General features: G+C 71.3%; 25 protein-coding genes. 14 read left to right on the forward strand and 11 right to left on the reverse strand.

Features of this window, described 5'->3' with window-relative positions; genetic code table 11:
- Positions 1–63: 63 nt before the first annotated feature.
- Both VH914_20415 and VH914_20420 read left to right on the forward strand, forming a co-directional pair.
- Complete coding sequence (locus VH914_20415; protein HEX4493578.1) at positions 64–1,848, forward strand: MFS transporter; 1,785 nt, start codon at positions 64–66, stop codon at positions 1,846–1,848.
- A complete protein-coding gene (locus VH914_20420) occupies positions 1,845–2,351 on the forward strand; it encodes a MerR family transcriptional regulator (protein ID HEX4493579.1) in 507 nt (168 codons plus the stop codon). The genes VH914_20415 and VH914_20420 overlap by 4 nt, the downstream gene beginning before the upstream one ends.
- On the opposite strand, the gene VH914_20425 is transcribed toward VH914_20420, so the two are convergent.
- Positions 2,348–3,199 (reverse strand): alpha/beta hydrolase, encoded by an 852-nt coding sequence (locus tag VH914_20425; protein HEX4493580.1) that lies wholly within the window; start codon positions 3,197–3,199, stop codon positions 2,348–2,350. The two genes, VH914_20420 and VH914_20425, sit on opposite strands and share 4 nt — an antisense overlap.
- Before the next feature lie 115 nt (positions 3,200–3,314).
- Here VH914_20425 and VH914_20430 point away from each other — a divergent pair, with 115 nt between their 5' ends.
- The 3 genes from VH914_20430 to VH914_20440 all read left to right on the forward strand — a co-directional run bounded on the left by VH914_20430 (position 3,315) and on the right by VH914_20440 (position 5,051).
- A complete protein-coding gene (locus VH914_20430) occupies positions 3,315–3,917 on the forward strand; it encodes a TetR/AcrR family transcriptional regulator (protein ID HEX4493581.1) in 603 nt (200 codons plus the stop codon).
- A 9-nt stretch (positions 3,918–3,926) separates the two neighbouring features.
- Positions 3,927–4,592, forward strand: a complete 666-nt coding sequence (locus VH914_20435; protein ID HEX4493582.1) for a response regulator transcription factor — start codon at positions 3,927–3,929, stop codon at positions 4,590–4,592.
- 69 nt (positions 4,593–4,661) lie between these two features.
- A complete protein-coding gene (locus VH914_20440) occupies positions 4,662–5,051 on the forward strand; it encodes a response regulator transcription factor (GenBank protein ID HEX4493583.1) in 390 nt (129 codons plus the stop codon).
- 104 nt (positions 5,052–5,155) lie between these two features.
- Here the strand turns inward: VH914_20440 and VH914_20445 are convergent, their stop codons facing one another.
- The 4 genes from VH914_20445 to VH914_20460 are packed head-to-tail and all read right to left on the reverse strand — an operon-like array spanning position 5,156 to position 9,671.
- On the reverse strand, positions 5,156–5,791 hold the full coding sequence (locus VH914_20445) for a TIGR03085 family metal-binding protein (protein ID HEX4493584.1): 636 nt from the start codon (positions 5,789–5,791) through the stop codon (positions 5,156–5,158).
- Positions 5,791–7,587, reverse strand: a complete 1,797-nt coding sequence (locus VH914_20450; protein HEX4493585.1) for a histidine kinase — start codon at positions 7,585–7,587, stop codon at positions 5,791–5,793. Before VH914_20450 ends, VH914_20445 begins: the two co-directional genes overlap by 1 nt.
- Before the next feature lie 18 nt (positions 7,588–7,605).
- Positions 7,606–8,325: an ABC transporter ATP-binding protein gene (locus VH914_20455; protein ID HEX4493586.1), complete on the reverse strand. Its 720-nt coding sequence runs from the start codon at positions 8,323–8,325 to the stop codon at positions 7,606–7,608.
- Positions 8,322–9,671, reverse strand: a complete 1,350-nt coding sequence (locus VH914_20460) for an adenylate/guanylate cyclase domain-containing protein (GenBank protein ID HEX4493587.1) — start codon at positions 9,669–9,671, stop codon at positions 8,322–8,324. Before VH914_20460 ends, VH914_20455 begins: the two co-directional genes overlap by 4 nt.
- 152 nt (positions 9,672–9,823) lie before the next feature.
- On the opposite strand from VH914_20460, the gene VH914_20465 reads away from it, so the two are divergent.
- Positions 9,824–10,831 carry a cyclic nucleotide-binding domain-containing protein gene (locus VH914_20465; protein ID HEX4493588.1) on the forward strand — a complete coding sequence of 336 codons (1,008 nt, stop codon included), beginning with the start codon at positions 9,824–9,826 and terminating at the stop codon, positions 10,829–10,831.
- A complete protein-coding gene (locus VH914_20470; protein ID HEX4493589.1) occupies positions 10,828–11,652 on the forward strand; it encodes an MBL fold metallo-hydrolase in 825 nt (274 codons plus the stop codon). Before VH914_20465 ends, VH914_20470 begins: the two co-directional genes overlap by 4 nt.
- Before the next feature lie 37 nt (positions 11,653–11,689).
- Here the strand turns inward: VH914_20470 and VH914_20475 are convergent, their stop codons facing one another.
- Positions 11,690–12,040 (reverse strand): cupredoxin domain-containing protein, encoded by a 351-nt coding sequence (locus VH914_20475; protein ID HEX4493590.1) that lies wholly within the window; start codon positions 12,038–12,040, stop codon positions 11,690–11,692.
- A gap of 91 nt (positions 12,041–12,131) precedes the next feature.
- Between VH914_20475 and VH914_20480 the strand changes: the two genes are divergently transcribed.
- From VH914_20480 to VH914_20495, 4 genes are read left to right on the forward strand one after another with little or no spacing between them, the layout of a single operon-like run.
- A complete protein-coding gene (locus tag VH914_20480) occupies positions 12,132–13,520 on the forward strand; it encodes an amidase family protein (protein HEX4493591.1) in 1,389 nt (462 codons plus the stop codon).
- 60 nt (positions 13,521–13,580) lie between these two features.
- On the forward strand, positions 13,581–14,186 hold the full coding sequence (locus VH914_20485; GenBank protein ID HEX4493592.1) for a PadR family transcriptional regulator: 606 nt from the start codon (positions 13,581–13,583) through the stop codon (positions 14,184–14,186).
- The gene (locus tag VH914_20490; protein HEX4493593.1) at positions 14,183–14,911 is read left to right on the forward strand and encodes an ABC transporter ATP-binding protein; all 729 of its coding nucleotides are present in this window, start codon (positions 14,183–14,185) and stop codon (positions 14,909–14,911) included. Before VH914_20485 ends, VH914_20490 begins: the two co-directional genes overlap by 4 nt.
- Complete coding sequence (locus VH914_20495) at positions 14,908–17,514, forward strand: FtsX-like permease family protein (GenBank protein ID HEX4493594.1); 2,607 nt, start codon at positions 14,908–14,910, stop codon at positions 17,512–17,514. The genes VH914_20490 and VH914_20495 overlap by 4 nt, the downstream gene beginning before the upstream one ends.
- Here VH914_20495 and VH914_20500 read toward each other — a convergent pair.
- The 4 genes from VH914_20500 to VH914_20515 are packed head-to-tail and all read right to left on the reverse strand — an operon-like array spanning position 17,505 to position 22,027.
- Positions 17,505–19,583 (reverse strand): hypothetical protein, encoded by a 2,079-nt coding sequence (locus VH914_20500; protein ID HEX4493595.1) that lies wholly within the window; start codon positions 19,581–19,583, stop codon positions 17,505–17,507. The genes VH914_20495 and VH914_20500 overlap by 10 nt on opposite strands.
- A 46-nt stretch (positions 19,584–19,629) precedes the next feature.
- Positions 19,630–20,418, reverse strand: a complete 789-nt coding sequence (locus VH914_20505; GenBank protein HEX4493596.1) for an SDR family oxidoreductase — start codon at positions 20,416–20,418, stop codon at positions 19,630–19,632.
- Positions 20,415–21,188, reverse strand: a complete 774-nt coding sequence (locus tag VH914_20510) for a maleylpyruvate isomerase family mycothiol-dependent enzyme (protein ID HEX4493597.1) — start codon at positions 21,186–21,188, stop codon at positions 20,415–20,417. The genes VH914_20505 and VH914_20510 overlap by 4 nt, the downstream gene beginning before the upstream one ends.
- Positions 21,185–22,027 carry a phosphatase PAP2 family protein gene (locus tag VH914_20515; GenBank protein ID HEX4493598.1) on the reverse strand — a complete coding sequence of 281 codons (843 nt, stop codon included), beginning with the start codon at positions 22,025–22,027 and terminating at the stop codon, positions 21,185–21,187. Before VH914_20515 ends, VH914_20510 begins: the two co-directional genes overlap by 4 nt.
- Before the next feature lie 148 nt (positions 22,028–22,175).
- On the opposite strand from VH914_20515, the gene VH914_20520 reads away from it, so the two are divergent.
- From VH914_20520 to VH914_20530, 3 genes are all read left to right on the forward strand, one after another.
- Positions 22,176–23,759, forward strand: a complete 1,584-nt coding sequence (locus VH914_20520; protein ID HEX4493599.1) for an Ada metal-binding domain-containing protein — start codon at positions 22,176–22,178, stop codon at positions 23,757–23,759.
- 15 nt (positions 23,760–23,774) lie between these two features.
- Positions 23,775–24,281, forward strand: a complete 507-nt coding sequence (locus VH914_20525) for a methylated-DNA--[protein]-cysteine S-methyltransferase (protein ID HEX4493600.1) — start codon at positions 23,775–23,777, stop codon at positions 24,279–24,281.
- A 137-nt stretch (positions 24,282–24,418) separates the two neighbouring features.
- Positions 24,419–25,309, forward strand: a complete 891-nt coding sequence (locus tag VH914_20530; GenBank protein ID HEX4493601.1) for a hypothetical protein — start codon at positions 24,419–24,421, stop codon at positions 25,307–25,309.
- A 7-nt stretch (positions 25,310–25,316) separates the two neighbouring features.
- Here the strand turns inward: VH914_20530 and VH914_20535 are convergent, their stop codons facing one another.
- Positions 25,317–25,688: an RNA-binding S4 domain-containing protein gene (locus VH914_20535; GenBank protein ID HEX4493602.1), complete on the reverse strand. Its 372-nt coding sequence runs from the start codon at positions 25,686–25,688 to the stop codon at positions 25,317–25,319.
- Between the last annotated feature and the right edge of the window lie 38 nt (positions 25,689–25,726).

Below are 25,726 nucleotides of genomic sequence, written 5' to 3' on the forward strand. Positions count from 1 at the left end.
TCCCGCCGACTACCGTACGTTGACGTCCACGTCAATCACGCCGACGACCCGGGAGACCTGCGCATGGCGGCGACCCTGACCGACGCCCCGAACGCCACGGCCGACGAGCGCTACAAGTGGGTGGCGCTCTCCAACACGACCCTCGGTGTGTTCATGGCGTCGCTCGACTCGTCGATCGTGCTGATCTCGCTGCCCGCCATCTTCCGCGGCATCCGACTCGACCCCCTCGAGCCCGGCAATGTCGGCTACCTGCTCTGGATGCTGATGGGGTACCTCGTCGTCACCGCGGTGCTCGTCGTGACGTTCGGCCGGCTCGGCGACATGTTCGGGCGCGTGCGCATGTACAACGCGGGGTTCGCGGTGTTCAGCGCGGCGTCGCTCGCGCTCTCGTTGTGTCCGTGGTACGGATCGAAGGGCGCGCTGTGGCTCATCGGGTTTCGCGTCGTGCAGGGCGTCGGCGGCGCGCTGCTGATGGCGAACTCGGCGGCGATCCTCACCGACGCGTTCCCCGCGACGCAGCGCGGCTTCGCGATCGGTGTGAGCGTGATCGCGGGCATGGCCGGCGCGTTCATCGGCCTCATCGTCGGTGGTGTGCTCGCCGACGTCGACTGGCGCGCGGTCTTCTGGATCAACGTACCGATCGGCGTGTTCGGAACCGTGTGGGCGTACCTGAAGCTGCGCGAAGTCGGCATGAAGAAGCGCTCGCGGATCGACTGGTGGGGCAACGCGACCTTCGGCGTCGGCCTCGTGCTCATGTTGATCGGCCTCACGTACGGCCTGCTCCCGCACGGTGGCCACAACATGGGTTGGACGGGTCCGTGGGTCCTCGCCGAGCTCATCGGCGGCGGTGCCTTCCTCGTGCTCTTCGGATGGATCGAGACACGCGTCGCCGATCCGATGTTCCAAACTCAACTGTTCGGCATCCGCGCGTTCTCGATGGGCAACATCGCGGGACTGCTGTCGTCGATCGGACGGGGCGGCCTGCAGTTCGTGCTCATCATCTGGCTGCAGGGCATCTGGTTGCCGCTGCACGGCTACAGCTTCGAGCGCACACCGCTGTGGGCCGGCATCTACATGCTTCCGCTCACCGGCGGCTTCCTGCTCGCGGGCCCCGTCGCGGGCTGGCTCTCCGATCGCTACGGCGCGCGGCCGTTCGCGACGGGCGGCATGGTGATCGCAGCTGCGAGCTTCGGCCTGCTGTGCTTCCTGCCTGCGAACTTCGCGTTCCCGGTGTTCGCGTTGCTCCTGCTGCTCAACGGCATCGGCATGGGCATGTTCGCGGCGCCGAACATGACCGGCATCATGAACAGCGTGCCGCCCGACAATCGCGGTGTCGCGTCGGGCATGCGCGCGACGTTCCAGAACAGCGGGATGGTGCTGTCGGTCGGCGTCTTCTTCTCGCTGATGATCGTGGGCCTCGCGGCGACACTGCCGAGCTCGATGTCGTCGGCGTTGATCGCGCACGGTGTCTCACCGAGCAAGGCGCACCAGATCGCGTCGCTACCGCCGGTCGGCAGCCTGTTCGCGGCCTTCCTCGGCTACAACCCGATGCAGAAGCTGCTCGGCAGCGCGCACGCCGCGGGCGTATCGAACGCGCAGTTCCGTGTCATCACGGGGAAGACGTTCTTCCCGCACCTCATCGCCAACCCGTTCATGCACGGCCTGCGCATCGCGTTCGTCGCGTCGCTGATCATGTGCCTGATCGCGGGCGCGGCGTCGTGGCTACGGGGGGCGCGCTACGTCGACGAGACGACGGCCGACGAGGGCGTCGGCCCGTTCGGCACCCCGACCGAGCCGGGCATGCACGGCGAAGAGGCGCCGGAGCCGGAAGAATGGGTGCCGGCATGAGCGACGCCACGGAAACGACGGAAGCGACCGAGACGAGCGAGGCCAAGCTCCACGCGATCGGCGAGATCGCGCGGCGTGCGGGCGTGACGACGCGCACGTTGCGCTACTACCAGGAGATGGGGCTGCTCCATCCGTCGGGCGTCACCCGGCGCGGCAACCGCCTCTACTCCGACGACGACGTCGACCGGCTCAAGCACATCCTCGAGCTCCGCGACGTCATGGGCTTCGACCTCGAGCGCATCCGGCTCCTGCTCGAGACCGAGGACCGACTCGCCGAGCTGCGCGCCGAGTCCGAGCGCGGCGTGTCGGTCACGCGGCGTCGGGAGATGGTGAAGGAAGCGATGGAGCTCAACGCGCGCGTGCGCTACGAGGTCGAGGAGAAGCTCGGTCTGCTCCAGGGTTTCCTCGCCGAGCTCCATGCGAAGGCGAGCCGCTACCGCGACATCGCGGACGAGATCGGCCTCGGCGAGCGCGGCGACGGCGCGCAGCACTCGCCGCGCTAAGACGCGGCCGACGCTTCCTCGAGGACGAACTCCCGCAGCAACGCGGTGAGCGGCGCGGGTTGGTCGATCGGCACGAGCGTGTAGGTGTCGTCGAGCTCGATGACGCGCGCGTGCGGGAACGCCGTTGCGAACCGGTGCGCGTGCGCGACCGGCATCATGCGGTCCTCGCTCCCCCACACGATCAGCACCGGACGCTCGAAGTTCGCGAGCGATTCCGTCGCGGCGAGCAGATCACGCCGACCGCCGCGTGTCGTGCGCACGTACGCGCGCACGTCGCGACGGATCTCGCGTCGTTTCAGCGGCTCGAGCCACGCGCGCATCGTCGCGTCGGGCACGCCGCGCTTCGACATCACGCCGTAGACGAACGGCAATTTGCGCAACGTCCGGTTCAGCAGGACGCGCCGCATGACCGCGATGCCGCCGGGCAACCAACCCGAAAGCGCCGCGAGCCGGCCCGGCCATCCCGGCGGGTAGTTCTCGAACGCCTCGCACGGGAGGATCACGAGCCGGCCGACGCGATCCATCCCGCCGTCTTCGATCATCAGCGGTGCCGCGCACCAGTCGTCGAAAACGAGCGCTGCGTCGTCGAGTCCGAGCGCGTCGAGGAACTCGGTGACGAGCCGGCCGAGACCGCGCAGCGTGTGATCGGCGTCGGCGTGCAGCGGGTACCGGTGCGAGCCGAAGGGCAGCGTGGGGCGGATGCAGCGCGCGTCGGCGCGCAGATCGGCGACGACGGCGTCCCAGAGCGAGCCGTCCATCGCGAGCCCGTGCAGGAGCACGACGACGGGCCCGTCGCCTCCGCTGTCGTCGTATTCGATCGTTCCTGCGGAGAGCTCGACGGTCGCCATCCCGATCCTCCTGCTGCCGCACTCACGTTGACTGGATAGATCGATCCAGTCGCGAAGCTAGCTAGGCTTCGGCCGACCGGCAAACCGCCCGCGCCCAGCGACGGAAGCAGCATCGATGCCCGCCGACACCAAGGACCGGATCGTCGAGGCCGGCGCCGACCTCTTCCAGCGCCAGGGGTTCACGGGCACCGGCATCAAGCAGATCCTGACGACCGCGCACGCGCCGTTCTCGTCGCTGTACCACTTCTTTCCCGGCGGCAAGGACGAGCTCGGCTCCGAGGTCGTGCGGGTCGCGGGGGCGCGCTACCAGGAGCTCGTCGAAGCCGTGTTCGATGGCGCGCCCGACATCGTGCGCGGAGTGCGCGACTGCTTCGCGGGCGCGGCCGAGACCCTGCGCGCGACCGACTACGCGGATGCGTGTCCGATCGCGACCGTCGCGCTCGAGGTCGCGAGCGTGAACGAACCGTTGCGCGTCGCGACCGCGGAGGTCTTCTCCGCGTGGATCGAATCGTGCACGCGACGCTTCCGGGCCGCGGGGATGCGACCGGCCCGGGCGCGCGAGCTCGCGATCGCGACGATCAACCTCCTCGAGGGCGCGTTCGTGTTGAGCCGGGCGTTACGGAGCACGGAGCCGCTCGCGGCATCGGGCGCGATGGCCGTCGCCGCGGTCGAGGCCGAATTGCAGGCGAAACCACGGCGCGCGACGGCCCGGCGGTAGCCTCGCCCGATGGCGCTTCGGGTGCTCGTCGCCGAGGACAACCTGTTGGTGCGCGAAGGCATCGTGAAGCTGCTCGACGCGTGCGAGGAGACCACGGTCGTCGGCGCGTGCAGCACCTACGACGAGCTGCTCGCGGCCGCGGCGAGCGACGCACCCGACGTCGTGCTCACCGACATCCGCATGCCGCCGACGGGCACCGACGAGGGCATCCGCGCCGCCGCGGAGCTGCGCGAACGGCATCCCGAGATCGGCGTCGTGGTGCTCAGCCAGTACGTCGAGCCCGCGTACGCGATCGCGCTGTTCGACCAGGGCTCGAAGGGGCGCGGCTACCTCCTGAAGGAACGCGTCTCCGATGCGGGACAGATCGTGCACGCGATCGAAGAGGTCGCGCGCGGTGGCAGCGTGATCGATCCGCTCGTCGTCGAGACACTCGTACAGTCGCGGCTCAAGCGATCGGCGTCACCGATCGAGAGCCTCACACCGCGCGAGCGCGAGGTGCTCGAGGAGATGGCACAAGGTCGCAACAACGCGGGCATCGCGGCCGCGCTGTTCCTCTCGGAACGCGCGGTCGAGAAGCACATCAACGCGCTGTTCTCGAAGCTCGGCCTGAGCGAGGAGCCCGACACGCACCGGCGGGTCAAGGCCGTCCTCCTCTTCCTCGCCGAGGGGAGCTAGCACCACCGCCGCCCCCGCAGGGCTCCACCCTGGGCGGCATCGCCGGGAGGCGCGATCATCGAAGACGAAATGAGCACGACCGACGGAACCACGAAGACGGTGTCGGTGATGATCGTCGACGACCAGTTGCCGTTTCGCGCCGTCGCGCGCACGGTCATCGGGCTCACCTCCGGATTCGTCGTCGCCGCCGAGGCCGAGTCGGGAGAGGACGCGGTGACGGTCGCGGCCGAGCAGCAGCCCGACCTCGTGCTGATGGACATCAACCTGCCCGGCATCAACGGCATCGAGGCGACGCGCCGGATCCTCGCGGCGCGGCCCGAGGTCGTGGTGATCCTCCTGTCGACCTACTCGGAGACCGACCTGCCGGCCGACGCGCGTGAATGCGGCGCGATCGCGTACGTGCACAAGGAAGACTTCGGTCCCGCGCTCGTGCGCGAGCTCTGGGGGAAGCGCACGTAGCGGACCTCGCGTTCCGTTGGCAATCAATCCTCCTCAGCGGGATCCAACGCCAAACGAAGTGAGGTGCGGACGATCTGACGCACCGAGGCCCACGCGCCGGGGCCTCACATGCCGAAGTGCGTGATCTGAACCGCTTCGACCGCTTCGGATGGACCGGTGATGTCGACGGCGGCCGCGTCGACGCGTCCGAAGAGGAAGAGCAGCAACTCGCCCGGCGGCCCGCTCACTCGGACGATCGGTCGGTCGCCGCGCGTGCGCACGACGCGATCGGCGTCCGGCCACGCGAGCTCGAGACTCACATCGCGCAACCGGCGCGCGAGGAGCCAACGCGCATGCACCGCGTTCTTCCAGAGCGCGTCCTCCTCGCCGGGCGGATGCACTCGGGGTGCAACGCGCCCGTTGGCCCGGCGCACGTCCTCGTGGTGGACGAAGAACTCGTTGAGGTTCGCGACCCGGCGTACCCAGCCGAGGCGGAAGAAGCCTCGCGGCGGTCCCGATCGGACCGTCGCGACGAGCTCGTCGAACGGACGGGTCTTCTGCGCGAGCCGGTGCCGTTCGCCGAGCCGTCCCCACGCGCCGGGCAGGACGAGCCCCGGCGCCGCGATCGGGTCGTGTTCCCGGACCACGAGGTGCGCGGCGAGGTCGCGCGTCGTCCACGGCGCGAGCAGCGTCGGCGCGTCGGGTCCGAGCTCGTCGAAGAGATCGCAGAGCTGCGCACGTTCGACCGCGTCGAACTGCACTACGCGACCTGGGCGGGTCGCGGTTGCTGGCGGATGCGGCCGTGGATGCGGGTGCCCGAGCCCGGCGCGCTGTCGACGGCGACCGAGCCGCCGATCGCGCCGAGCCGGTCGGCCATGTTCACGAAGCCGTGGCCCGTGCGCGCGATGTGGGTCGCATCGAAGCCCGCGCCGTCGTCGGCGACTTCGAACGCGAGCTCGTCGTCGGTCGCGAAGACCGAGACCGTGAGGCGCGCGCCCTCCCCCGCGTACTTGCCCGCGTTCTGCATCGCCTCGAGGCAGCAGAAGTACACGGCCGCTTCGACGTCCGAGGCATACCGGCCGACGTCGGCGACCACGTCGGTCGGCAGCACCGCGCGGTTGGCCGCGGCGCGCAGCGCCTCCGGCAGTCCGCGGTCCATGAGCAACGGCGGGTAGATGCCGTGCGCGAGCTCGCGCAGCTCCGTGAGCGTCTCCTGCGCCTCGGTGCGCAGCTCCTCGAGCAGCGTCGCGACGACCTCGCGGTCGCCGTCGAGCAGTTGCCGCGCGAGCCCGAGCTTCACCGCGAGCGCGACGAGGCGCTGCTGCGCGCCGTCGTGCAGGTTGCGTTCGATCTGCCGTCGCGAGCTGTCGGCCGCGGCGACGATGCGCGCGCGGGACGCGCTGAGGTCCTCGTTCGCGACGCGCAGATCGTCGAGCGACGCTTGCAGCGCGGTGTCGAGTCGCGAGTTGTGCAGGCCGAGGCCGACCTGGCGCGCGAGCTCCGTGAGCACGCGCTCCTCTTCCTCGGTGAACGCGGCGTCGCCCTCCTTGCGCGCGCATACGAGCAACCCGACGAGCTCCCCCGCGTGGGCCATCGCCGCGACGCGCACGACCTTGCCCTCGTGCTCGGCGAGCACCTCCGGCAGCCACACCTGCATCCACGCGTTCCCGGACACGTGCGATCGCGCGACGACCGGAAGCTCCTCGGGTCGGAGCCGGATGCGCCGGATACCGCGGTCGGGCACCGACGCGGCTCGTTCCAGCACGCCGTCGGCGCCGGTCCACACCTCGGCGGTCGTGAGGCGCAACGAGCGCTGCAGCGACTCGGCAAGCTGGAGCATGAGCTCGTCGAGCGCGATCGCGCGCGACATGCGCGCACCGAACGTCTGGAGTGCCTCGTCGGGCGCGCGCCGCCCGCCGTAGACGCGCTGGGTCGCGAAGTCGCTCAAGCGGTTGCGCACCGGAACGTACGCGATCGCCGCGATCGCGGCCGCGATCATCGACAACCCGAGCACGCGGCGTTCGGCGTGGTTGGGCGCGTCACCGAATCCGAGCACGACGAGCAGGTAGACGACGCCGATCATGAGGAGCACGCCGCCGGCCTCGATCGACCGCACGAGCAGGCGGTCGATGCGCGCGGCCGACGACTCGAACGAGCCGAGCACGAGCGCGAACGGCACGACGACCGATGCGCCGAGCGCGACCGCGCCGACACGACCGGGCCAGTCGAGCAGCACCTCGATGAGCCACACCGCGCTCGCGACCGCGCCGAACACGACGACACCCCACGCGGCCCACTGAAGCCGAGCGCGATCGACGACCGTAAGCGCGCGGTACTGCGAGCGATACACGAAGAGCCCGGCGACGACGCCGACGACCGCGACCACCAGCGCGACCCCGAGCGCGGACCCGCCGACCGCGATCGCCACCGCGAGCCCGCCCCCGATCAGGACCGCGACCGCAGCGCGACCCAGACGCGAGCGCGAACGTTCGCGGGCCCGCGTGAGCACGACGACGATCGCCACACCCCAGAGGGCGGCGACGACGAGGGCGGTCATGCGCGTCCGGTCCTTTGGTCAGCTCGTGGTGACGGCGGCGGGCGCGTCGGCCGGCAGCCCCGTCGATTCGATGCGACCGTCACGCATGCGCACGATCCGGTCGGCTGCGCCTGCGACCTCTTCGTTGTGTGTGACCATGACGATCGTCTGCCCGTCGGAGTGCAGTCGCTTGAACAGCTCGAGTACCTCGTGTCCGCCCTCGCTGTCGAGCGCGCCGGTCGGCTCGTCGGCGAGCAGCAGTGTGGGCTCGTTGGCGAGCGCGCGCGCGATCGCGAGCCGTTGCCGTTGACCACCCGAGAGCAGGCCCGGCGCCTCGCTCGCCTTGTCGCCGAGACCGAGCAGGTCGAGCAGGTCACGCGCGCGCGTCTCCGCGGGCTTGCGCTTCGTGCCCGCGATCACCGCGGGCAGCGCGACGTTCTCGAGCACGCTCATGCCTTCCAGCAGGTTGAAGAACTGGAACACGACACCGATGTGCCGGCGACGCATGCGCGCGAGGTCGTCCTCGCCGCGGCCGGTGATGAGCTCGTCGGCGATCGTGATCTCGCCCTCGTCGGCGATGTCGAGGCCGGCGATGAGATTGAGGAGCGTCGACTTGCCGCAGCCCGACGGTCCCATGATCGCGACGAACTCACCCGCGGTGACGTCGAGGTCGACGCCGCGCAACGCGCGCACCGGCGCGAGCTCGGCCTCGAACGTCTTTCGGACGCCGTGGACGCGACACACGAGGTTCGATGTCACAGAGTTGCTCCTCCACTTCCGGCCGCTTCGACCGCCGCCGCGCTCGCCAGCCGGAAGGCGAGCACCGGCGTTTCCCGTCCCTTGACCGACTGCTCGCCCAGCGACTCCAGCTCGGGCGTGCTCGTCAACTGCGCAACCGTCGTGTCCGACAGCACGGTCGTGCCCGCCGGACGCGCGAGATCCTGAAGCCGCTGCGCGAGGTTCACCGTGTCGCCGACGAGCGTGTACTCGAGCCGCTCCTCGGAGCCGAGCAGCGCGGCGGCAACGTCGCCGGTCGAGAGCCCGATGCCGAGCCCGAACGCCGCGAGCTCGCGCCCCGCCCACGTGTGATCGATCTCCCGCTGGTTGGCGTGCATCATCAACGCCGCCGCGAGCGCGGCGTCGGCGTGGTCGGTCTGCGCATAGGGCGCACCGAACACGGCCATCACCGCGTCGCCGACGTACTGCATGACCGTGCCGCCGTGATCGAGCACCGCGCGGTTCATCGCGGCGCGGTGCTCGTTGAGCTGGCCCGCGAGCACTGTGGGATCGGTGCGCTCGGCGATGCCCGAGTAGCCGCGCACGTCGGACATCAGCACCGTCACGACGAGCCGTTCGGTCTCGCCGATGTTGCGGCCGTCGCGCCGCAGCTTCTCCGCGAGCCCGCCGGGGAGCAGCCGGCTCAGCGACTCACCCTGCTCTTCGCGGTCGACGATCGCCTTCTGCAGCAGCCGTAGCCGGCGCAGCGCGCTCTCGCGCCCCGCGCTCGCCTCGCGCGCGAGCGTGAGGAACAGCGACTCGATCGCGTCGTTCACCGCTTCGGCGGGCATGCCGGCAGACGCGGCGATCGCCTTCACGGGCCGGCCCTCGGCGATCCACTGGAGGAGCTGGTCCTCCTGCTCGGTGAGCTCGCCGTCGGCGCGCACCGGTGACACGAGCGCGTTCACGATCGCGGGGTCGAGCATGCTCCCGCCGGTCGCGACCTCGCGCACCGCGCGCACGAGCTGGTCGCCGTCGCCGACGCGATCCTTCAAGAGGTACGCGTAGCCCGCGGCGCCGTCGTTCAGCAGCGCGATCGCGTACTCGGGCTCGTCGTACTGCGAGAGCACGACGACGCCGGTACCCGGGTGCTTGAGGCGCACGCTGCGCGCGGCCTCGATGCCTTCGTTCTGGAAGCTCGGGGGCATCCGGATGTCGGTGACGAGCACGTTGGGCTCGGTGTCGTCGCAGCCGGTGAGCACGCCGTCGAAGTCCTCGGCCACGCCGACGACCTCGAGATCGGCCTGGAGGTTCAGCAGCGCCCGCACTCCCTCGCGCACGAGCAGCGAGTCGTCGGCGAGGAACACCGTGATCCTGGGCTCGTCCACCGGGACATTCGACTCGATCCGGACTCAGGCGACAAGGGAGCGCGCCCCCGACAATGAGGTGTGCTGGCACCCGTCGACGACACCGGCGGACCCCATGTCGCCGCGCCGTCGCCGTCGGTACGGTGCGAAGCGAACCTGCGAGGAGGTCGGGGATGAGGGTCGAGTCGTCGGTCACGTCACTTTCGTGGATCCCGTCCGAGGCGGTGACGGGCATCAACCGCGCCGTCTTCGACAGCGGGCTCGGGCACTACGACGACCCGCCGCCGGACGCGATCGCCGACCTCGACGCGCTGCGCGACGCGGACCGGTTCCGGTTCGCGAACCGCCTGCACGCGTGGATCGACGTCGAAGACGGGCACATCGTCGGCTCCGGCTATGCCGACGACAGCGGCGGGATGATGGGCTCGACCACGGTGCGCGTCGCGACGCGCGAAGTCACGTTCGCGGCACCCGCCCTCCCCGACATCCAGGCCGAGCCCGAGTCGGGTGACGGTTGGGTGCGCTTCGAGCAGACGGTCGGCGGCCGCACCGCGTTCCCCGCGCCGCGCCGTGTGAACCATCCCCCGTTCGTGCAGTTCCGCGCGCCGCTCGTATGGACGACGCTCACGCTCACGCTGCACGCCGACGGGAGGATCGAACCGGAGATCACGGGCGCGAGCACGTTCCCACGCCACTGGATCTACGACGACGGCGGTGCGCTCTGCGCCAAGGCGGGGCTCGCCGACTTCAAGCAGTGGTATCGCAAGGCGTTCGGTCGGCATTCGCCGTGGGGCAGCCAGAACTCGAAGGCGTTCGTGACCGCGGTCGAGACCGCGCTCGAGCGCGAGCTCTCGACGCGGATCATGCGGGGCGACGAGAAGCCGAAGATCCGCAACTTCAAGGCGGGTGCGCTGCTCACCGAGCAGGGCGCGCCCGGCGACGAGGTGTTCCTCGTGCTCGACGGCGTGGTCGTCGCGGAGGTGAACGGCGAGCCGCTCGCGGAGTACGGGCCCGGCGCGATCCTCGGCGAGCGCGCCGCGCTCGAAGGCGGCCCGCGCACCGCGACGCTGCGCGCAGTCACGAAGGTTCGCGTCGCGGCCGTCGCCTCCGACCAGCTCGACCGGACCGCCCTCGCGGAGGTCGCGCAGGGTCATCGTCACGAGGACGCGCCCGAGTCGTGAGACTGCTGTTCGCGGGCGTGCGCGGCTCGACGCCCGTCGGCGGTCCGCAGTTCGCGCGCGTCGGCGGGCACACGTCGTGTGTCGCGGTGTTCCGCGGCGACGAGCGGGCGCCGGCGCTCGTGCTCGACGCGGGGACCGGGATCATGAACCTCACACCGCGCTTCGACGACGCGCCGTTCCGAGGCTCGATCCTGCTCACGCACCTCCACTGGGACCATCTCCAGGGCTTGCCGTTCTTCCGGCCCGCGGATCGCGACGACGCGCACGTGATGCTCGCGATGCCCGCGCAGGGCGACCCCGTCGAGGTGCTGCGGCGCGCGTTGTCGCCGCCGCACTTCCCGATCGGACCGGAAGGGCTCAACGGATCGTGGCGCTTCGTCGGGCTCGACGAGGGCACCCACGACGTCGAAGGCTTCGAGGTGACCGCGCGCGCGGTCCCGCACAAGGGCGGTCGCACGTTCGGCTACCGCGTCTCGGATGGCACGCGCAGCTTCGCCTACCTCCCCGACCACGGACGGCGCGGACCGGACGCCGCGGACGTCGGCGACGCCGGCGCGCGCGACCTCGCGGCCGGCGTCGACGTGCTCGTGCACGGCGCCCCGTTCCTCGCGAGCGAGCAGGCGATCGCCGACCTCTACGGCCACGCGACGGTCGACGACGCGCTCGCGCGGGCGACGTCGTCGGGCGCGGCGCGACTCGTCCTCACGCATCACGGACCGACACGCGCCGACGACGCGGTCGACGCGATCGAGCGCGACGCGGCCGCGCGGTTCGAAGGCTGCGTCGAAGCCGCCTACGACGGCGACTTCATCGAGGTGTGACGTTCGGGTGCCGCCGGCTCGCCGGCTCGCCGGCGCGTCAGCTCGTGATCGTGATCGTCCCGTGCATCTGCGTCGGGTGGTATTCGCAGTGGAAGGGGTACGCGCCCGGCTTCGCGGTCACCGTGACCGAGTCGGTCTTGCCCGCTTCGACGTCCTTGTCGATGTGCATGCCCGGCACGGTGAGGTTGTGCTCGACGCTGCCCGTGTTGGCGACGACGAACGTGACCTTGCCCTTTGCCATCGTCACGACCATGGGCGAGTACGCGAAGTTCTTCGCGTGCAGCGTGACGCTCGGTCCGCTCGCACCCTTCGAGCCGGAGCTGCCACACGCGCTCACGAGCACGCCGGCGAGAACGAAGGCACTGACCAGGCTGAGTACGCGACGCATCGTTTCCCCATCTCCGAGCGACATCCTGCGTGCCGACGGAGAGTGATTACGCAGCGGGCGCGCGAGCGGTTCACCGTGCGAGCATGAAGCCATGGATACGGCTTTCACCTCTGCATCCGACCTTGCGCGCGCGATCCGGGCGAAGGAGATCTCGAGCCGCGAGCTGCTCGATCTGTTCGTCGCGCGCATCGAGCGGTTGAACGGACCGGTCAACGCGGTCGTCACCCTCGACGTCGACCGCGCGCGCGCCGACGCCGACCGCGCCGATGCCGCGATCGCGCGCGGCGACGACGTCGGTCCGCTGCACGGGCTGCCGGTGACCATCAAGGACGCGATCGAGACTGCCGGTATCCGGTCGACGGGCGGCGCGGTCGAGCTGCGCGACCACGTGCCCGCGACCGACGCCGAAGCCGTCGCGCGCGTGAAGCGCGCGGGCGCGGTCGTGTTCGGGAAGACGAACGTGCCGCGCTGGTCGGGCGACTTCCAGACGTACAACGAGATCTTCGGGACGACGAACAACCCGTGGGACACGGCGCGCGTGCCCGGCGGTTCCTCGGGCGGCGCCGCGGCATCGGTCGCGAGCGGCTTCACGAGCTTCGAGATCGGCACCGACATCGGTGGCTCGGTCCGTATTCCATCGCATTGCTGCGGCACGTTCGGGTTGAAGCCCAGCTTCGGCGTGATCCCGCAGCGCGGCTACCTCGACCACGTCGGTGGGGGCACGACCGACGCCGACATCAACGTGTTCGGCCCGATCGCGCGCAGTGCCGCCGATCTCGACCTGCTGCTCGACGTGCTCGCCGGACCGCTTCCCGAGCAGGCCGCCGCGTGGCGACTCGAGCTCCCGCGAGCGCGGTTCGACTCGGTGAAGGGTCTGCGCGTCGGTACGTGGTTCGACCATCCCGGCGCGCCGGTTGACCGCGAGTACCGCGCACTCCTCGGCGCGGCGGCGGATCGGCTCGCCGACGCGGGCGCGCACGTCGACGACTCGCACCCGCCGATCGACTTCACGGAGCAGGTCACGCTGTTCAACGCGATGATCCTCCCCGCGATCTCGGTGTCGCTCGAACCGGAGCTCCAGGACGCGCTGTCGGGCAGCCATCGCGCGTGGCTGCAACTCGAAGCGCAGCGCGCCGAGGTCCGGCGCGTCTGGTCGGAATGGTTCGACGACCACGACCTCCTGCTCTGCCCGGTCTTGAGCGTCCCCGCGTTCCCGCACGACCAGGCCGGTGACTTCATGACCCGGCAGGTGCAGGTGAACGGCGAGACCCGTTCGTACCCGGAGCTCGTGTCGTGGGCCGGGCTCGTCGGCATCACCGGTCATCCGTCGGCCGTGCCCCCGATCGGGCGCACCGAAGCCGGCCTGCCCGTCGGCATGCAGATGGTGGGCGGCTACCTGCGCGACCGCGACGCGATCGCGGGCGCGCGCATCGCCGAGGAGATCTTCGGCGGCTTCACCGCGCCGCCCGGATTCTCGTAGTCGAGCCTTGACCTGTGCTCTCCGGGTATGCATACTGCGAATGCATACCGAGGGGGTCGGATGGGCGTTCGTGAGGGACTGCTCGCCCTGCTGGAGCGGGAGCCGGCGTACGGCTACCAGCTGAAGACGGGCTTCGAGAGCGCGACCGGCGGGATGTGGTCGCTGAACGTCGGGCAGGTCTACGCGACCCTCGACCGGCTCGAGCGCGACGGCTTCGTCGTCTCCAAGGAGCACGACGGCCAGCGCTCGTACGAGATCACCGCGGCCGGTTCGAAGGAGCTCGGCTCGTGGTGGGAGAGCGTGCCGAGCGACGACCCGCCGCCGCGCGACGAGCTGATGGTGAAGGTGCTGATCGCGATCGCGCACGACCGCGAGCACGCGATCGAGGTGATCACCCACCAGCGCGACTCGCTGCTCATGCTGCTCCAACAGCATCGGCGCGCGATGACGCGGCGCGGCGCGAAGAGCGCCGACCCCGTCGTCGACGCGCTCGTGCGCGACGCGCTGATCGTGCGCGCGGAAGCCGACCTGCGCTGGCTCGATCTCTGCGAGGAGCGCGTCACGCCGAAGCGCGCCCGCGTACGGACGCGCGAGTCCGATTCCGTCGCCGCCAACGACGGGGCACCGACTCGTCGCACCCGATCCTCACGGAAGGAACGGTCATGATCCCGATCCTCGAGCTGGTCGACGTCGTGAAGAGCTACGGCGCCGGGCCGAACGAAGTGCGCGCGCTCACCGACGTCTCACTCGCGATCGCACCGCGCGAGTTCGTCGCGGTGCGCGGCCCGTCGGGCTGCGGCAAATCGACGCTGCTGCACCTCGCGGGCGGGCTCGAAGATCCGTCGGCCGGACGCGTCCTCGTCGACGGACGCGACGTGCACACGATGACCGCGCCGGAGCGCGCATCACTGCGCCGGCGCGACGTCGGCTACGTGTTCCAGCGCCTCAACCTCGTCGCCGGGCTCACCGCGCTCGAGAACGTGATCCTGCCGCTCGAGCTCGACGGAGTCGGGCGGCGCACGGCGCGCGAGCAGGCGACGGACGCGCTCCACGCGGTCGGGCTCACGCAGAGCCTCGAGCGCTATCCCGACGACTTCTCGGGCGGTCAGCAGCAGCGCATCGCGATCGCGCGCGCGGTCGTCGGAACGCGACGGCTGATCCTCGCCGACGAGCCGACCGGATCGCTCGACACCGCGACCGGCGACTCGGTGATCGAGCTGCTCGCGAACCTTCCCGCCGAGCGCGACACCGCGGTCGTGCTCGTGACCCACGAGCCGCGGTACGCAGCGTGGGCCGATCGCATCGTGTCGATGCGCGACGGACGGATCACGTCGATCGCGTCCGCACCCGCCGAGCCGTCGGCGACCGCGATGCCGGCGGGTGCGCGATGAGCGATCGCGGCCCCAGCCCGGCGACCGGGTACCGGCTCGCGACCCGCTTGGCACGGCGCGAGGTGCTGCGCCGCCCGGGGCGCACGCTGCTCGTCGCCCTCCTCGTCGCGGTGCCGGTCGCGGGCATGTTCGTCGCCGACGCGATGGTGCGCACCAACCATCTGACCCAGGCCCAGCTCTGGCATTCGGAGTGGGGCGAAGCCGACGCGCTGTTCAGCGCGAGCACACCGCAACAGGTCGCGACGCTGCGCGCCGAGCTCCCGGCCGGCACCCACACGGTCGCGATCCACGAGTTCGCCGACCCTCAGGTGATGCGCGTCGCGGGCGGCGCCGACACCGCGGTCGAGGTCTCGCACATCCCGCTGCGTGACCCGATCACGAACGGGATCGTGCAGTTGATGTCGGGCCGGATGCCGGCGCGCCCAGGCGAGGTGTTGCTCACCCGCACGACCGCGCACGCGCTGCACGTCCACGCCGGTCAGACGCTGCGCCTCACGGCACCGGCCCGACAGACCTTCGTCGTCACGGGCGTCGGCGAGTACTCCGAGGCCTGGGGCCAGTCGTCGATGATCGTGCCACCGGGCACGGTGTTGCCGTGGAAGGCGCCGAAACTCGGTGTCGGTCAGATCCTCGTGAAGGTCGCGCCGGGAACGGATCCACGCGCGCTCGTGCCGGTCAGCAGTCGCGTCACCGAGAGCGACGTGGGGCTCGAGCTCTCCCCCGCGCTCGGCCGCCACGTCGACTACGGCGCCGCCGACACGCAGCGCAAGGTGCGCTGGAGTTGGGTGATCGGCGCGCTCGTGCTCACCGTCGCGGGCATTGTGATCGCGTCCGCGTTCGCGATGGGCGCGCGCCGGCAACTGGTGACGCTCGGCCAGCTCGCGGCGAACGGTGCGCCTCCGACGACGCTGCGGCGCGTGCTCTTCCTCCAGGGCACGTGGACGGGACTGATCGGTGCGATCGGCGGCTTCGGGCTCGGCGCACTCGCGCTCGTCGCGCTCACGTCCCACGCCTCCGCGATCTTCCACCACAGCGTGCACCCGTGGACGATCTCGGGCGGCGACGTCGCGCCGATCTTCCTGCTCGGTGTGATCACGGCAACGATCGCCGCGCTGCTTCCCGCGCGCACCACGAGCCGCGTCCCCGTGCTCGCCGCGCTCGCAGGCCGACGACCACTCGGTCGCGTCCCGCGTTGGCTGCCGCTCGCGGGCGCACTCGCGGCGGCGGGCGGTCTCGCGCTGCTCGCCCTCGCGGTGATCGGCAGCCGTGGGAGCGCCGACATCACGGGCAACTCGCAGGTGTGGATCATCACCGCCATCATCGGTGGTGTCGCGGTACTGCTCGGCGCGTGCGCGGTCGCACCCGCATACGTGAGCGTGCTCGGCCCGCTCGCGGGGCGAGCACAGGGCTCCAGCCGGATCGCGGTGCGCAGCCTCGCGCGCCAGCGCACGCGCACCAGCGCGGTCGTGTCGGCGATCGCGGCAACCAGTGCGCTCGCGATCGCGGCGACGTCGCTCGTGCTCTCCGCACACCTCGAACGCGAGCGGGGCGCCGACTACGTGCGCGCCGACGAGGCCCAGTTGGTCTCCTTCGGCGCCACGGGGACGAACGCCCCGACCGCCGCGTTCGTCGCCAAGGCCCGCCACATCCTCCCCAAGGAAACGAGCGTGCTGCGCACGAACATGCCGGCACGTACGGGCGTCACCTGGACGATCCGGTCGTTCGCGTTCGACCACGCCCAGGCGGACGAGAACGGAACGCTCCTGAGCAGCGAGTCGCCGATCGTCGGTGTGCCGACCGTGATCGTGACACCCGCGGTGATCGACGACTACGCGCTCGGCGGCGACGAGCGCGCGAAGCTCGCCCACAGCGGTGCGCTGTATCTCGGCGACGAGTCGTTCCCGATCGGGAAGGGCGACGGGCACGCGGTGATCAGCCTCGACGTTCACGCGAATGCGGCGCCCGGCACGCGCACGCGCCGGTTCTCCGTGCCCTTGGTCGACGCGGTGCACGCGCGCATCGGTGCGATGCCGCGACTCCTCGTCACGCCCGCGCTCGCGACGCGGCTCGGCATGCACGCGGTGCCGGGCCCGGTCGTGCTCCGCTCACCGCACAACTTGACCGCGGTGCAGCGCACGCGGCTCAACTCGCTCGACGACGTCTCACCCTCGAGCGTCGTCGACTACACACCACCCGGCGGCCTCGATCCCCTGCTCGTGCAGTGGGCGCTCGTCGGCATCTCGCTGGTGATGGTGTTGTTCGTCGTGGCCGTCAACCTCGCGCTGTCAGCGGCGGAGACACGCGACGAGCGCGACGTGCTCACCGTCGTCGGTGCCGCGCCCGCGGTGATGCGTCGCGCGAACGGCTACAAGGCTGCGCTCCAGACGGTGATGGGGGCGCTGCTCGCGATCCCGATCGGCTTCCTGCCCGTCGTCGTGTTCGTCACCGCCGACAACTCGACGCGACCGCTCGTCTTCCCCTGGGCTGTGGTCGCGATGCTCGTCGTCGCGCTGCCGGTCGTCGGCGGGCTCGTCACCACGGCCGCGAGCGGTCTCGCGCTCCGCTTCCGCCCGGTGCGCGTGTCGACGATGGCCTACGACTGAGCGAGCGGCACGGCCGCGATCACGAACTGGTCGCGCGCGTGCACGTACGTGCGCGGCGGCCGGTCGACGGTCTGGTCGAGCAGATGGTCGCTCGTCACGGTCGCCACGACCTGCGGCCGCGCGTTCGGGAGCGTGCGCGTGACGCGCGCCGGTGAGTCGGCGACGACGTAGAGCACACGGCCGTCGGCGCGCCACCGGCGCGCGAGCTCGGCGAGACGCGTGTCGTCGAACGCGTTCGTCCGCACCGCGACCGGCACCCCGCAGAACCCGCGCAAGGCCTGCGGCGCCTGGCGATACAGCTGCGTCGGACCGTTCAGCATCACGACCGCCGCGTGCGGACCGAGCGCGCGGCACGTCGCGTGCACCGCGTCGAGCATGCCGGGCTCTGTGACCTCGTCGCGCACGGGCAGCGTCGCCGAGAGCGGCCACGCGACGAACGCGATCGCGAGCAGCACGGTGGCACCGACACCCACTCGTCCCGCGCGGTGCAGTAGAAACTCGAGCGCGACGACGGCGAACAGCAGGAAGCCCGGAATCACGATGGGCACGAACCGGCGCATCGCCCAGAGCTGGTCCGGCGTGATCGACGCGTTCCAGAGGTAGATCGTCGCGACCACGCCGAAGCCCGCCGCCAACGCCCAGTGCGCGATCGTGCCCCTTCGCAGCGTCTCGCGGACGAACAGTCCGACTCCGAGCACGCCCGCCGCGAGCGCGAACGGACCGAGATACCACGCGTGCCAGCGCATCGCGTCCTGGAAGTAACGCTGACTGCGGTCGACGGTGAGGTGGTGCGCGGCCTGGATCGACCCGACGAGGCCAATCGGCTTGCCGCGCGGATGATCGACGTACGGGCGCACGAGCCAGAGACCGAGGAGCAGGACGCTGAACGCGCCCCCGAGGATCGCGGGCAGGCGCGGCACGCGCGCGAACCACCCGCGCCAGCGGTCGGCGCGCCGGCCGAACACGATCGCGACCACGGACACGACGACGATGCCGATGTACTCGGCCGCGACGCGCCACCCGGGCTCACCGAGGTACTCGGGCACCCGCAGCGCGACGTCGAGGATGCCGAGCGCCGCGACCGCGGTCGCCGCGCACACGAAGGGCACCACGACATCGAAGCGCACGCCGTCGTCGGAGTCGCCGACGCTCGTTCGTCGCCGCGCCGCCGCGAGCGCGAACAACACGGGGATCGCGACGACGTAGAGCGGCCCGTCGATGCGCGCCGCGACGATCGTGCCGAGCAGCACGCCGGCGAAGACCGCGCGCGTCCGTCCGCCGCCGTGCGGTCGCAGATCGCCGAGGCCGAGCACCCACAGGCTGCCGAACGCGACGAGTTGCACGACGACCTCGGAGTACGCGTCGCGCGTGAAGTGCAGTTGCACGACGTTCACCGCGAGCGCCGCCGTCGCGAGCAGCGCGAGCACTGGCCGCACGTACCGGCACACGAGCGCGTAGAACACCACGAGCGACGCCGCACCCAGGATGGCGGGCAGCGCGAGCATCAGCCGGTCGCCACCGACCCAGTGCGCCTCCGCGAGCAGCACGCCCAGCAGGTGCGAGAACTGGAAATGCATCGACGTCCCGTCGCCGTACAGGCCGGGCGTGTTGTAGCGGAGGCCGCTCGTCGTCGCGAACGGCCCGGTCGCGGCGTCGAACACGAGGCCGTGGTGCGAGGCCAGCCAGCGCCCCGTGTTCACGTACGCGCCGGGGTCGCGATCGATCAGCAGGTGTTGCGCACCGTCGCGCAAGTTGTCGAGCAGCGCCGCGACCGCGATGACGACCGCTCCGCTCGCGGTGAGCGCCGACGCGCGCCCGCCGACGGTCGGCACACGCATCGGTTGCGCGGCGCGGAACAACAGCCACGCGGCCGCGACACCGAGCGGCACGACGAGCAGCGGAAGGAACACTCCCACGACCGCGAGAGCGAGTCCGACGAGGCCGAAGCCCGCGACGATCGCCAGGATCGCGGTGACGCCCACGATCAACGCGCGCGGCAGCGGTGCGGGCGGGATCACGACGTCGTCAGGAGGGCCGGCGCGGGACTCCGAACGCGCCGGCGCGACCATCGCCGCAGCTTCTCACGCCGCGACCGCGCGCAGCCGCGTCCGCCTCTCAGTAGATGACGAGCCCACCGTTCGGTGAGATCGTCTCGCCGGTGACGAAGCTGCTCTCGTCGCTCGCGAGGTACACCGCAGCCGCGGCGACGTCGGCCGCCTCGCCGATGCGGCCGAGCGGCGTGAGCATCTTCAGCCCCGCGATCATCTGCGGCGCGACCGACGCGCTCATCGGCGTGTCGATGACGCCCGGACAGATCGCGTTCGCGCGAATGCCGCGCGGTCCGCAGAAGCGCGCGACGCTGCGCACGAGTCCGAGCAGTCCCGCCTTCGCGGTCGCGTAGTGCACCGGTCCCCAACCTGCGAGTCCCGCGATGCTCGAGATACAGATCATCGAGCCGCCCTGCTCGGCCTCGAGCAACCGGTCCACGAACGCGCGCGTGCAGAAGAACGCGCCGTTGAGATGGATGTCGAGCATGCGTTGCCAGCCCGCGTCGCTCATGTGCGCGACCTGAACATCGGAGCCCGTGTTGCCATCGCGCGAGCCGTCACCCGGTGTGCGATCGACACCTGCGCAGTTCACGAGCACGTTCACGACGCCGTGCCGGGTCTGCGCGTCGGTGAACATCGCGTCGATCGCGGCGCTGTCGGAGACGTCGCACGCCCACGCCGACGCGGTACCACCCGCGGCCGCGACCGCGTCGACCGTCCGCTGCGCGGCGTCGCCGTCGAGGTCCTGGCAGACCACGGTCGCGCCCTCTTCCGCGAACCGCACGCACATCGCCGCACCCAGCCCGCCGCCCGCGCCCGTGACGACCGCGACCTTGCCGTCCAAACGTCCCGTCACAGCTTGGATGCCTCCAGCCAGCGCGCGAGCAGCGCGTCGTCACCTTCGAGATCGGTCGCGGTCGCCGGACGACGGCCGTAGAGCACGAGCAACAGCGTCTCGGTCGGCGCCGTCACCGTAACCGTCGCCCCGGACGCGACGACCGGCTCCCATTCGAACCCGTCGGCCCGGAGACGGATGTGCCAGCCCTCGTCGCGATCGCGGCTCCGCAGCGCGATCGACTCGCCCTCACCGCGCAGCTCGGCGACCCGCGGTCGGAAGTACCGCGCGGTCGGGATGTTCGCGAGCAGCTCCCCGATGCCGTCGGCCGCGATTCGAGCATCGACGGTCGTTTCCTGACCGCACGCGAGGTCGGCGTCGACGCGATGCACGCAGGTCTCGTGCAGCATCCGACGCGACCAGAACCGCGCGTGCTGGTCGGCACCCCACGACCACACGTCGGCGTCGGGGTCGGTCGCCGCGAACGCGTCGCCGAGCAGGTCCCCGCCCGCGGCGAGCCACTCGCCGTAGGCCCGGGCGTCGGTCGCGTCGGCCGGCAACTCGAGATCGAACGAGCGCGGATCGAGCCGCTCGGACGCGCGGTCGCGCACCATCCGCGCGGCCCAACGATGTATCCGTCCGACGTGCGCGACCAGCTCGGCGACGTTCCAGTCCGGACAGCTCGGGACGCGCGCCGCGAGATCCGATGCGCGCACCGCGTCCGCCATGCGGTCGATCTCCGCGCGCGCCGCGTCCTCGTACTCGGCCGGCGCCCACGTCGCGACCGTCACTCCCCTCCCGATGCGCCCGCGCCGACGAGCTCCGGCGCCGGTTCCGCGGCCAGGCGGTCGCGCACGTGCACGACCGCGGCGCGGCTCCAGCGCTCGACCACGATCGCCATCCCGAGCAGGATCGACGCAACGATGCCGTCGAGCCACCAGTGGTTCGCGGTCACGGTGACGATCAGGATCGTGAGCGTCGTGTGCACGAGCACGAGCCAGCGCCACTTGCTCGGACTGATCGAGATCACGAACACGGCTTCGAGCACCGCCCACGCGACGTGCACCGATGGCATCGCCGAGAGCTGATCGGCGAAGCCGCTGCCCGCGGCTCCGTACACCGACTGTCCGTAGTGCAACGCGGTGTCGACGAAGCCGAGGTTCTCGAACATACGCGGCGGCGCGACCGGGATCAGCTGGATCAGCAGGCACGCCGCGGTGAGGATCGCGACCGTGTTGCGCACCGCCGGATAGTGCGGTCGGTGCCGGAAGAACATCCACACGAGGAAGATGATCAGCGCCGGGAAGTGGACCGTCGCGTAATAGACGTTGAAGAGCTTGATCACGGACGGATGGGGCAGGAACCAGCGCTGCACCGTCACCTCGCTCGGCAGGTGCAGCGCGCGCTCGACGTGCCAGACGAACAGCGCGTGTCCGCGCGCGCTCTGGACCTTCAGCAGCGCGAGCCGGCCCGCGAGCTGCCAGATCGAGAACAGCGCAAGGACGAGCGCGGTCTCGCGGAACGCGGCCGTCGCGATGACGAGCCCGCGTCGGCCGCGCGGCCGGATGAGCCACCCCGCGAGGGTCAGGATCACCGCCAGCCACGCCGCCTGACTCCAGCTCAGCATCATGTGCGCGGGCCCCGACCGGTGTGAGGACAGCGCCCGCGCGGCGCGGGCCACAACCAGTTTGGCGGCCGTCGCGCGGCGCCGTCGAGCACCCGGCGTCGGTGTCGTATTTCCGCCAGACACCCAGACTCCGACGTGGTTCCATGGACGGGTGATCGACGACTTCGACCGCTGCTATCGGGCGCTGCAGAGCAAGGACTCCCGCTTCGACGGGTGGTTCGTCACGTGTGTGACCTCGACCGGCATCTACTGCCGGCCGAGCTGCCCGGCGATGCTGCCGAAGCCGCAGAACGTCCGGTTCCTGCCGACGGCCGCGGCCGCACAGGAGGCGGGTTTCCGCGCCTGCAAGCGCTGCCGGCCCGACGCGAGCCCCGGCTCGCCCGAGTGGGACGTGCGCGCCGACCTCGTTGCCCGCGCGATGCGTTGTATCCGCGACGGCGTCGTCGACCGCGAAGGCGTGGCCGGGCTCGCGAACCGGCTCGGCTATGGCGTGCGCCAACTCCAGCGCCAGCTGAAGGCCGAAGTCGGCGCCGGTCCCCTTGCCCTCGCGCGTGCGCAGCGCGCGCAGACCGCGCGCGTGCTGATCGAGACGACCGCGCTCGATTTCTCGTCGGTCGCGTGGGGCGCGGGCTTCCAGAGCGTGCGGCAGTTCAACGCGACGGTTCAAGAAGTGTTCGCGACGACGCCGAGCGACCTGCGCGTCCGCGCACGGAAACGTGACCGCGGCACGGGTCCGATCGCCGGTGCGATCGATCTGCGACTCCCGCTGCGCGAGCCGTTCAACGCCGAAGGCGTGCTCGCGCACCTCGTCGCCACGATGATCCCGGGGGTCGAGGAGTACGCGGCCGACGTCGACGCGGCGAGCGGCGAGCACGCGAGCTCCGCCGGTCCCACCGCGCGTCACGGAGTGCGAACGGAGCGCGCGCGACCGAGCAAGTACCGGCGGTCGTTGCGGCTGCCGCACGGGCACGGCATCGTCGAGCTGGTTCCCGCCGTCGATCACGTGCGCTGCCGACTGCGGCTCGCCGATCTGCGCGACCTCACGGCGGCCGTGAACCGCTGCCGCCGCCTGCTCGACCTCGACGCCGACCCCGTCGCGGTCGACGCGCATCTCTCGCTCGACGAGTCGCTCGCGCCGCTCGTCTCGAAGGCACCCGGTCGCCGGGTCCCGCGCAGTGTCGACCCCGCGGAGCTCGCGATCCGCGCGGTGCTCGGCCAGCAGGTCTCGACGCGCAGCGCGCGCACGCACGCGGCGCGACTCGTGCTCGCGTGTGGAGAACCGCTCGTGTCGCCCGACGGCGGGCTCACACACTGCTTCCCCGACGCCGCCGCGATCGCCGACTGCGACGCGGCCGCGCTCGCGATGCCCGCGTCTCGCGCGCGCACGGTGCGCACGGTCGCGAGCGCGCTCGCCGACGGCAGTCTCGTGATCGACGAGAGCTGCGACCGCGCCGAGCTGGTGGACCGGCTCGTCGCGTTGCCCGGCATCGGCCCGTGGACCGCGGCCACGATCGCGATGCGCGCGGCCGGCGATCCCGACGCGTTCCTCGCCGGTGATCTCGGCATCGTGACCGCGGCGCGCCTGCTCGATCTGCCGACCGACGCGCCGGCGCTGCTCGCGCACGCCGACCGTTGGCGCCCGTGGCGCTCGTACGCGGTGCAGTACCTGTGGGGCGCGCTCGATCACGAGATCAGTCACCTGCCTACCGCCCAGCCCGTCGCCCAGCCCGCTTGAGAAGAGGACACGACGATGCACACCTACCTCATCCCCGAGAGCCCGGTCGGCGCGCTCACCCTCGCGGCCGACGACGACGGCCGGCTCTGCCGACTCGAGTTCGGCGAGTGGTCACCGCGCGTGCGCGCCGCCGAGGTCGTCCGCGTCGAGGCAGCCGACGGCGTGATCGCCGACACGCTGCGCGAGCTCGACGAGTACTTCGCCGGCACGCGCCGCGAGTTCGACGTTCCGCTCGCGCCGCAGGGCACGCCGTTCCAGCTCGCGGTGTGGGACGCGTTGCGCACGATCCCGTACGGCGAGACGACGAGCTACGGCGAGATCGCGCGCTCGGTCGGTCGCCCGAACGCGGTGCGCGCCGTCGGTCAGGCCAACGGTCGCAACCCGATCGCGATCATCGTCCCGTGCCACCGCGTGATCGGCAGCGACCGCAGCCTCACCGGTTACGGCGGCGGCATGGATCGCAAGCGCTACCTCCTCGGCCTCGAAAACGCTTCGGTGTTCACGCCGGCGCTCGATCTGTAACCGGCGGCCGGCCGATCGGTTCGCGTGCCCCGCAGCTGGTATGCCGTTTCTCGCGTCTGTCGAAGAAGAAGCGGCATACCGGGGGGCGCCGGGCTGCGCGCGGCGGCGCGCTTCGTTCGGTCGGGCATGCTGGTCGGATGGGGCGACGGTGGGTGGCGGCGCTGTGCGCGCTCGTCGCGTTTTGCGGCGCGTGCGCGTCGACGCACGACGCGGCGCGGCGCGGGCCGGTGTCGAGAGGCGACGGTTGGTTCGTTCCGAAACCGCTGCCGCGCGGGTGGAAGGTCGCGAGCGCGTCCGCGGCGCGCTACCGGCCGCCGGCCGTCACCAACGGCTTGTACGCGCCGGGCGGAACCGTCGCCGCGAACGGGCCCGCGCTGCTCGCCGGCGTCAGCGGCGGCGACGACGCGATGCCGCTCGGCGAGACCGGCGACTGCTCGGTCCCGGGGCTCGGGCCTGCGGTGGCGACCGGCGACCAGAACGAGCAGTGCCCGAGTCTGCGCTCCGACCGGCGCGCGTCCGGCTACGGACACCTCCATCATTTCGGCCCGTACACGACGCTGTTCTGGGAGTCGGATCTCGAAGAGGACACCGCGTACTACGTCGCGGCGCGCGGCCTCACCGACACGCAGCTCGCGCGCATCGCCCGCTCCGTGCGGTCGGGACACGCGCCGTCGATTCCGTCCACCGCGTTGCCCGCCGGCTGGAAGCGGACGGCGAGCGCACCGCCGCTCCCCCGGCAAACCCGGAGCGCACCGCTCGAAGTCGACCTCGTCGCTCCCGGCAACCGCTGGACGTATGTGCTTGCGTACCGGTTGAGCTCGGGCGCAGCCACGATCGACGAGTTCGTCGCCGGGCTGCAGCGCGCGTCACAGAACGCGGAGCTCGGGTTCGTGAGCGCGGAGCGACACTTCGGCTCGACCACCGTGTTGGTGACCGCTCGCGCGCCGAGCGCGACGCTGGCCGCGATCGGGCGCTCGATCGTGCCGGCCGACGAGCACGAGTGGAAGCAACTCCAAGCCGCGAAGTGAGCGTGCGTCACCGGTGACGGATGCGATCGATCTGACGGCGCTCGCGCTTCGTCGGTCGCCCGCTCGACGGATCCCGCACGAAGAACGGGTCACGTTCCTCACGCGTCGGTGGCGGAGGACTGTGGTCGACGAGACACTCCGCGGCGATCGGCGCGCCGACGCGGCGGTCGATCACGCGCGCGACCTCGAGCACCCGATCACGACCGTGGGCTCGCGCGCTCACGCGATCCCCGACCCGCACGGTCGCCGCGGGCTTGGCGGGTCGGTCGTTCACCCGCACGTGGCCGCCCCGGCACGCGTCGGTCGCCTCCGAGCGCGACTTGAAGATCCGCACCGACCAGAGCCAGCGATCGACCCGCGTCTCCTCCACGCCGGTCATCGTCGCGCGCGGGACTCCCGCCGGTCCTGTGGTACTGC

The sequence above is a fragment of the Acidimicrobiia bacterium genome (assembly GCA_036271555.1).
In the GTDB taxonomy this organism is placed as follows: domain Bacteria; phylum Actinomycetota; class Acidimicrobiia; order IMCC26256; family PALSA-610; genus DATBAK01.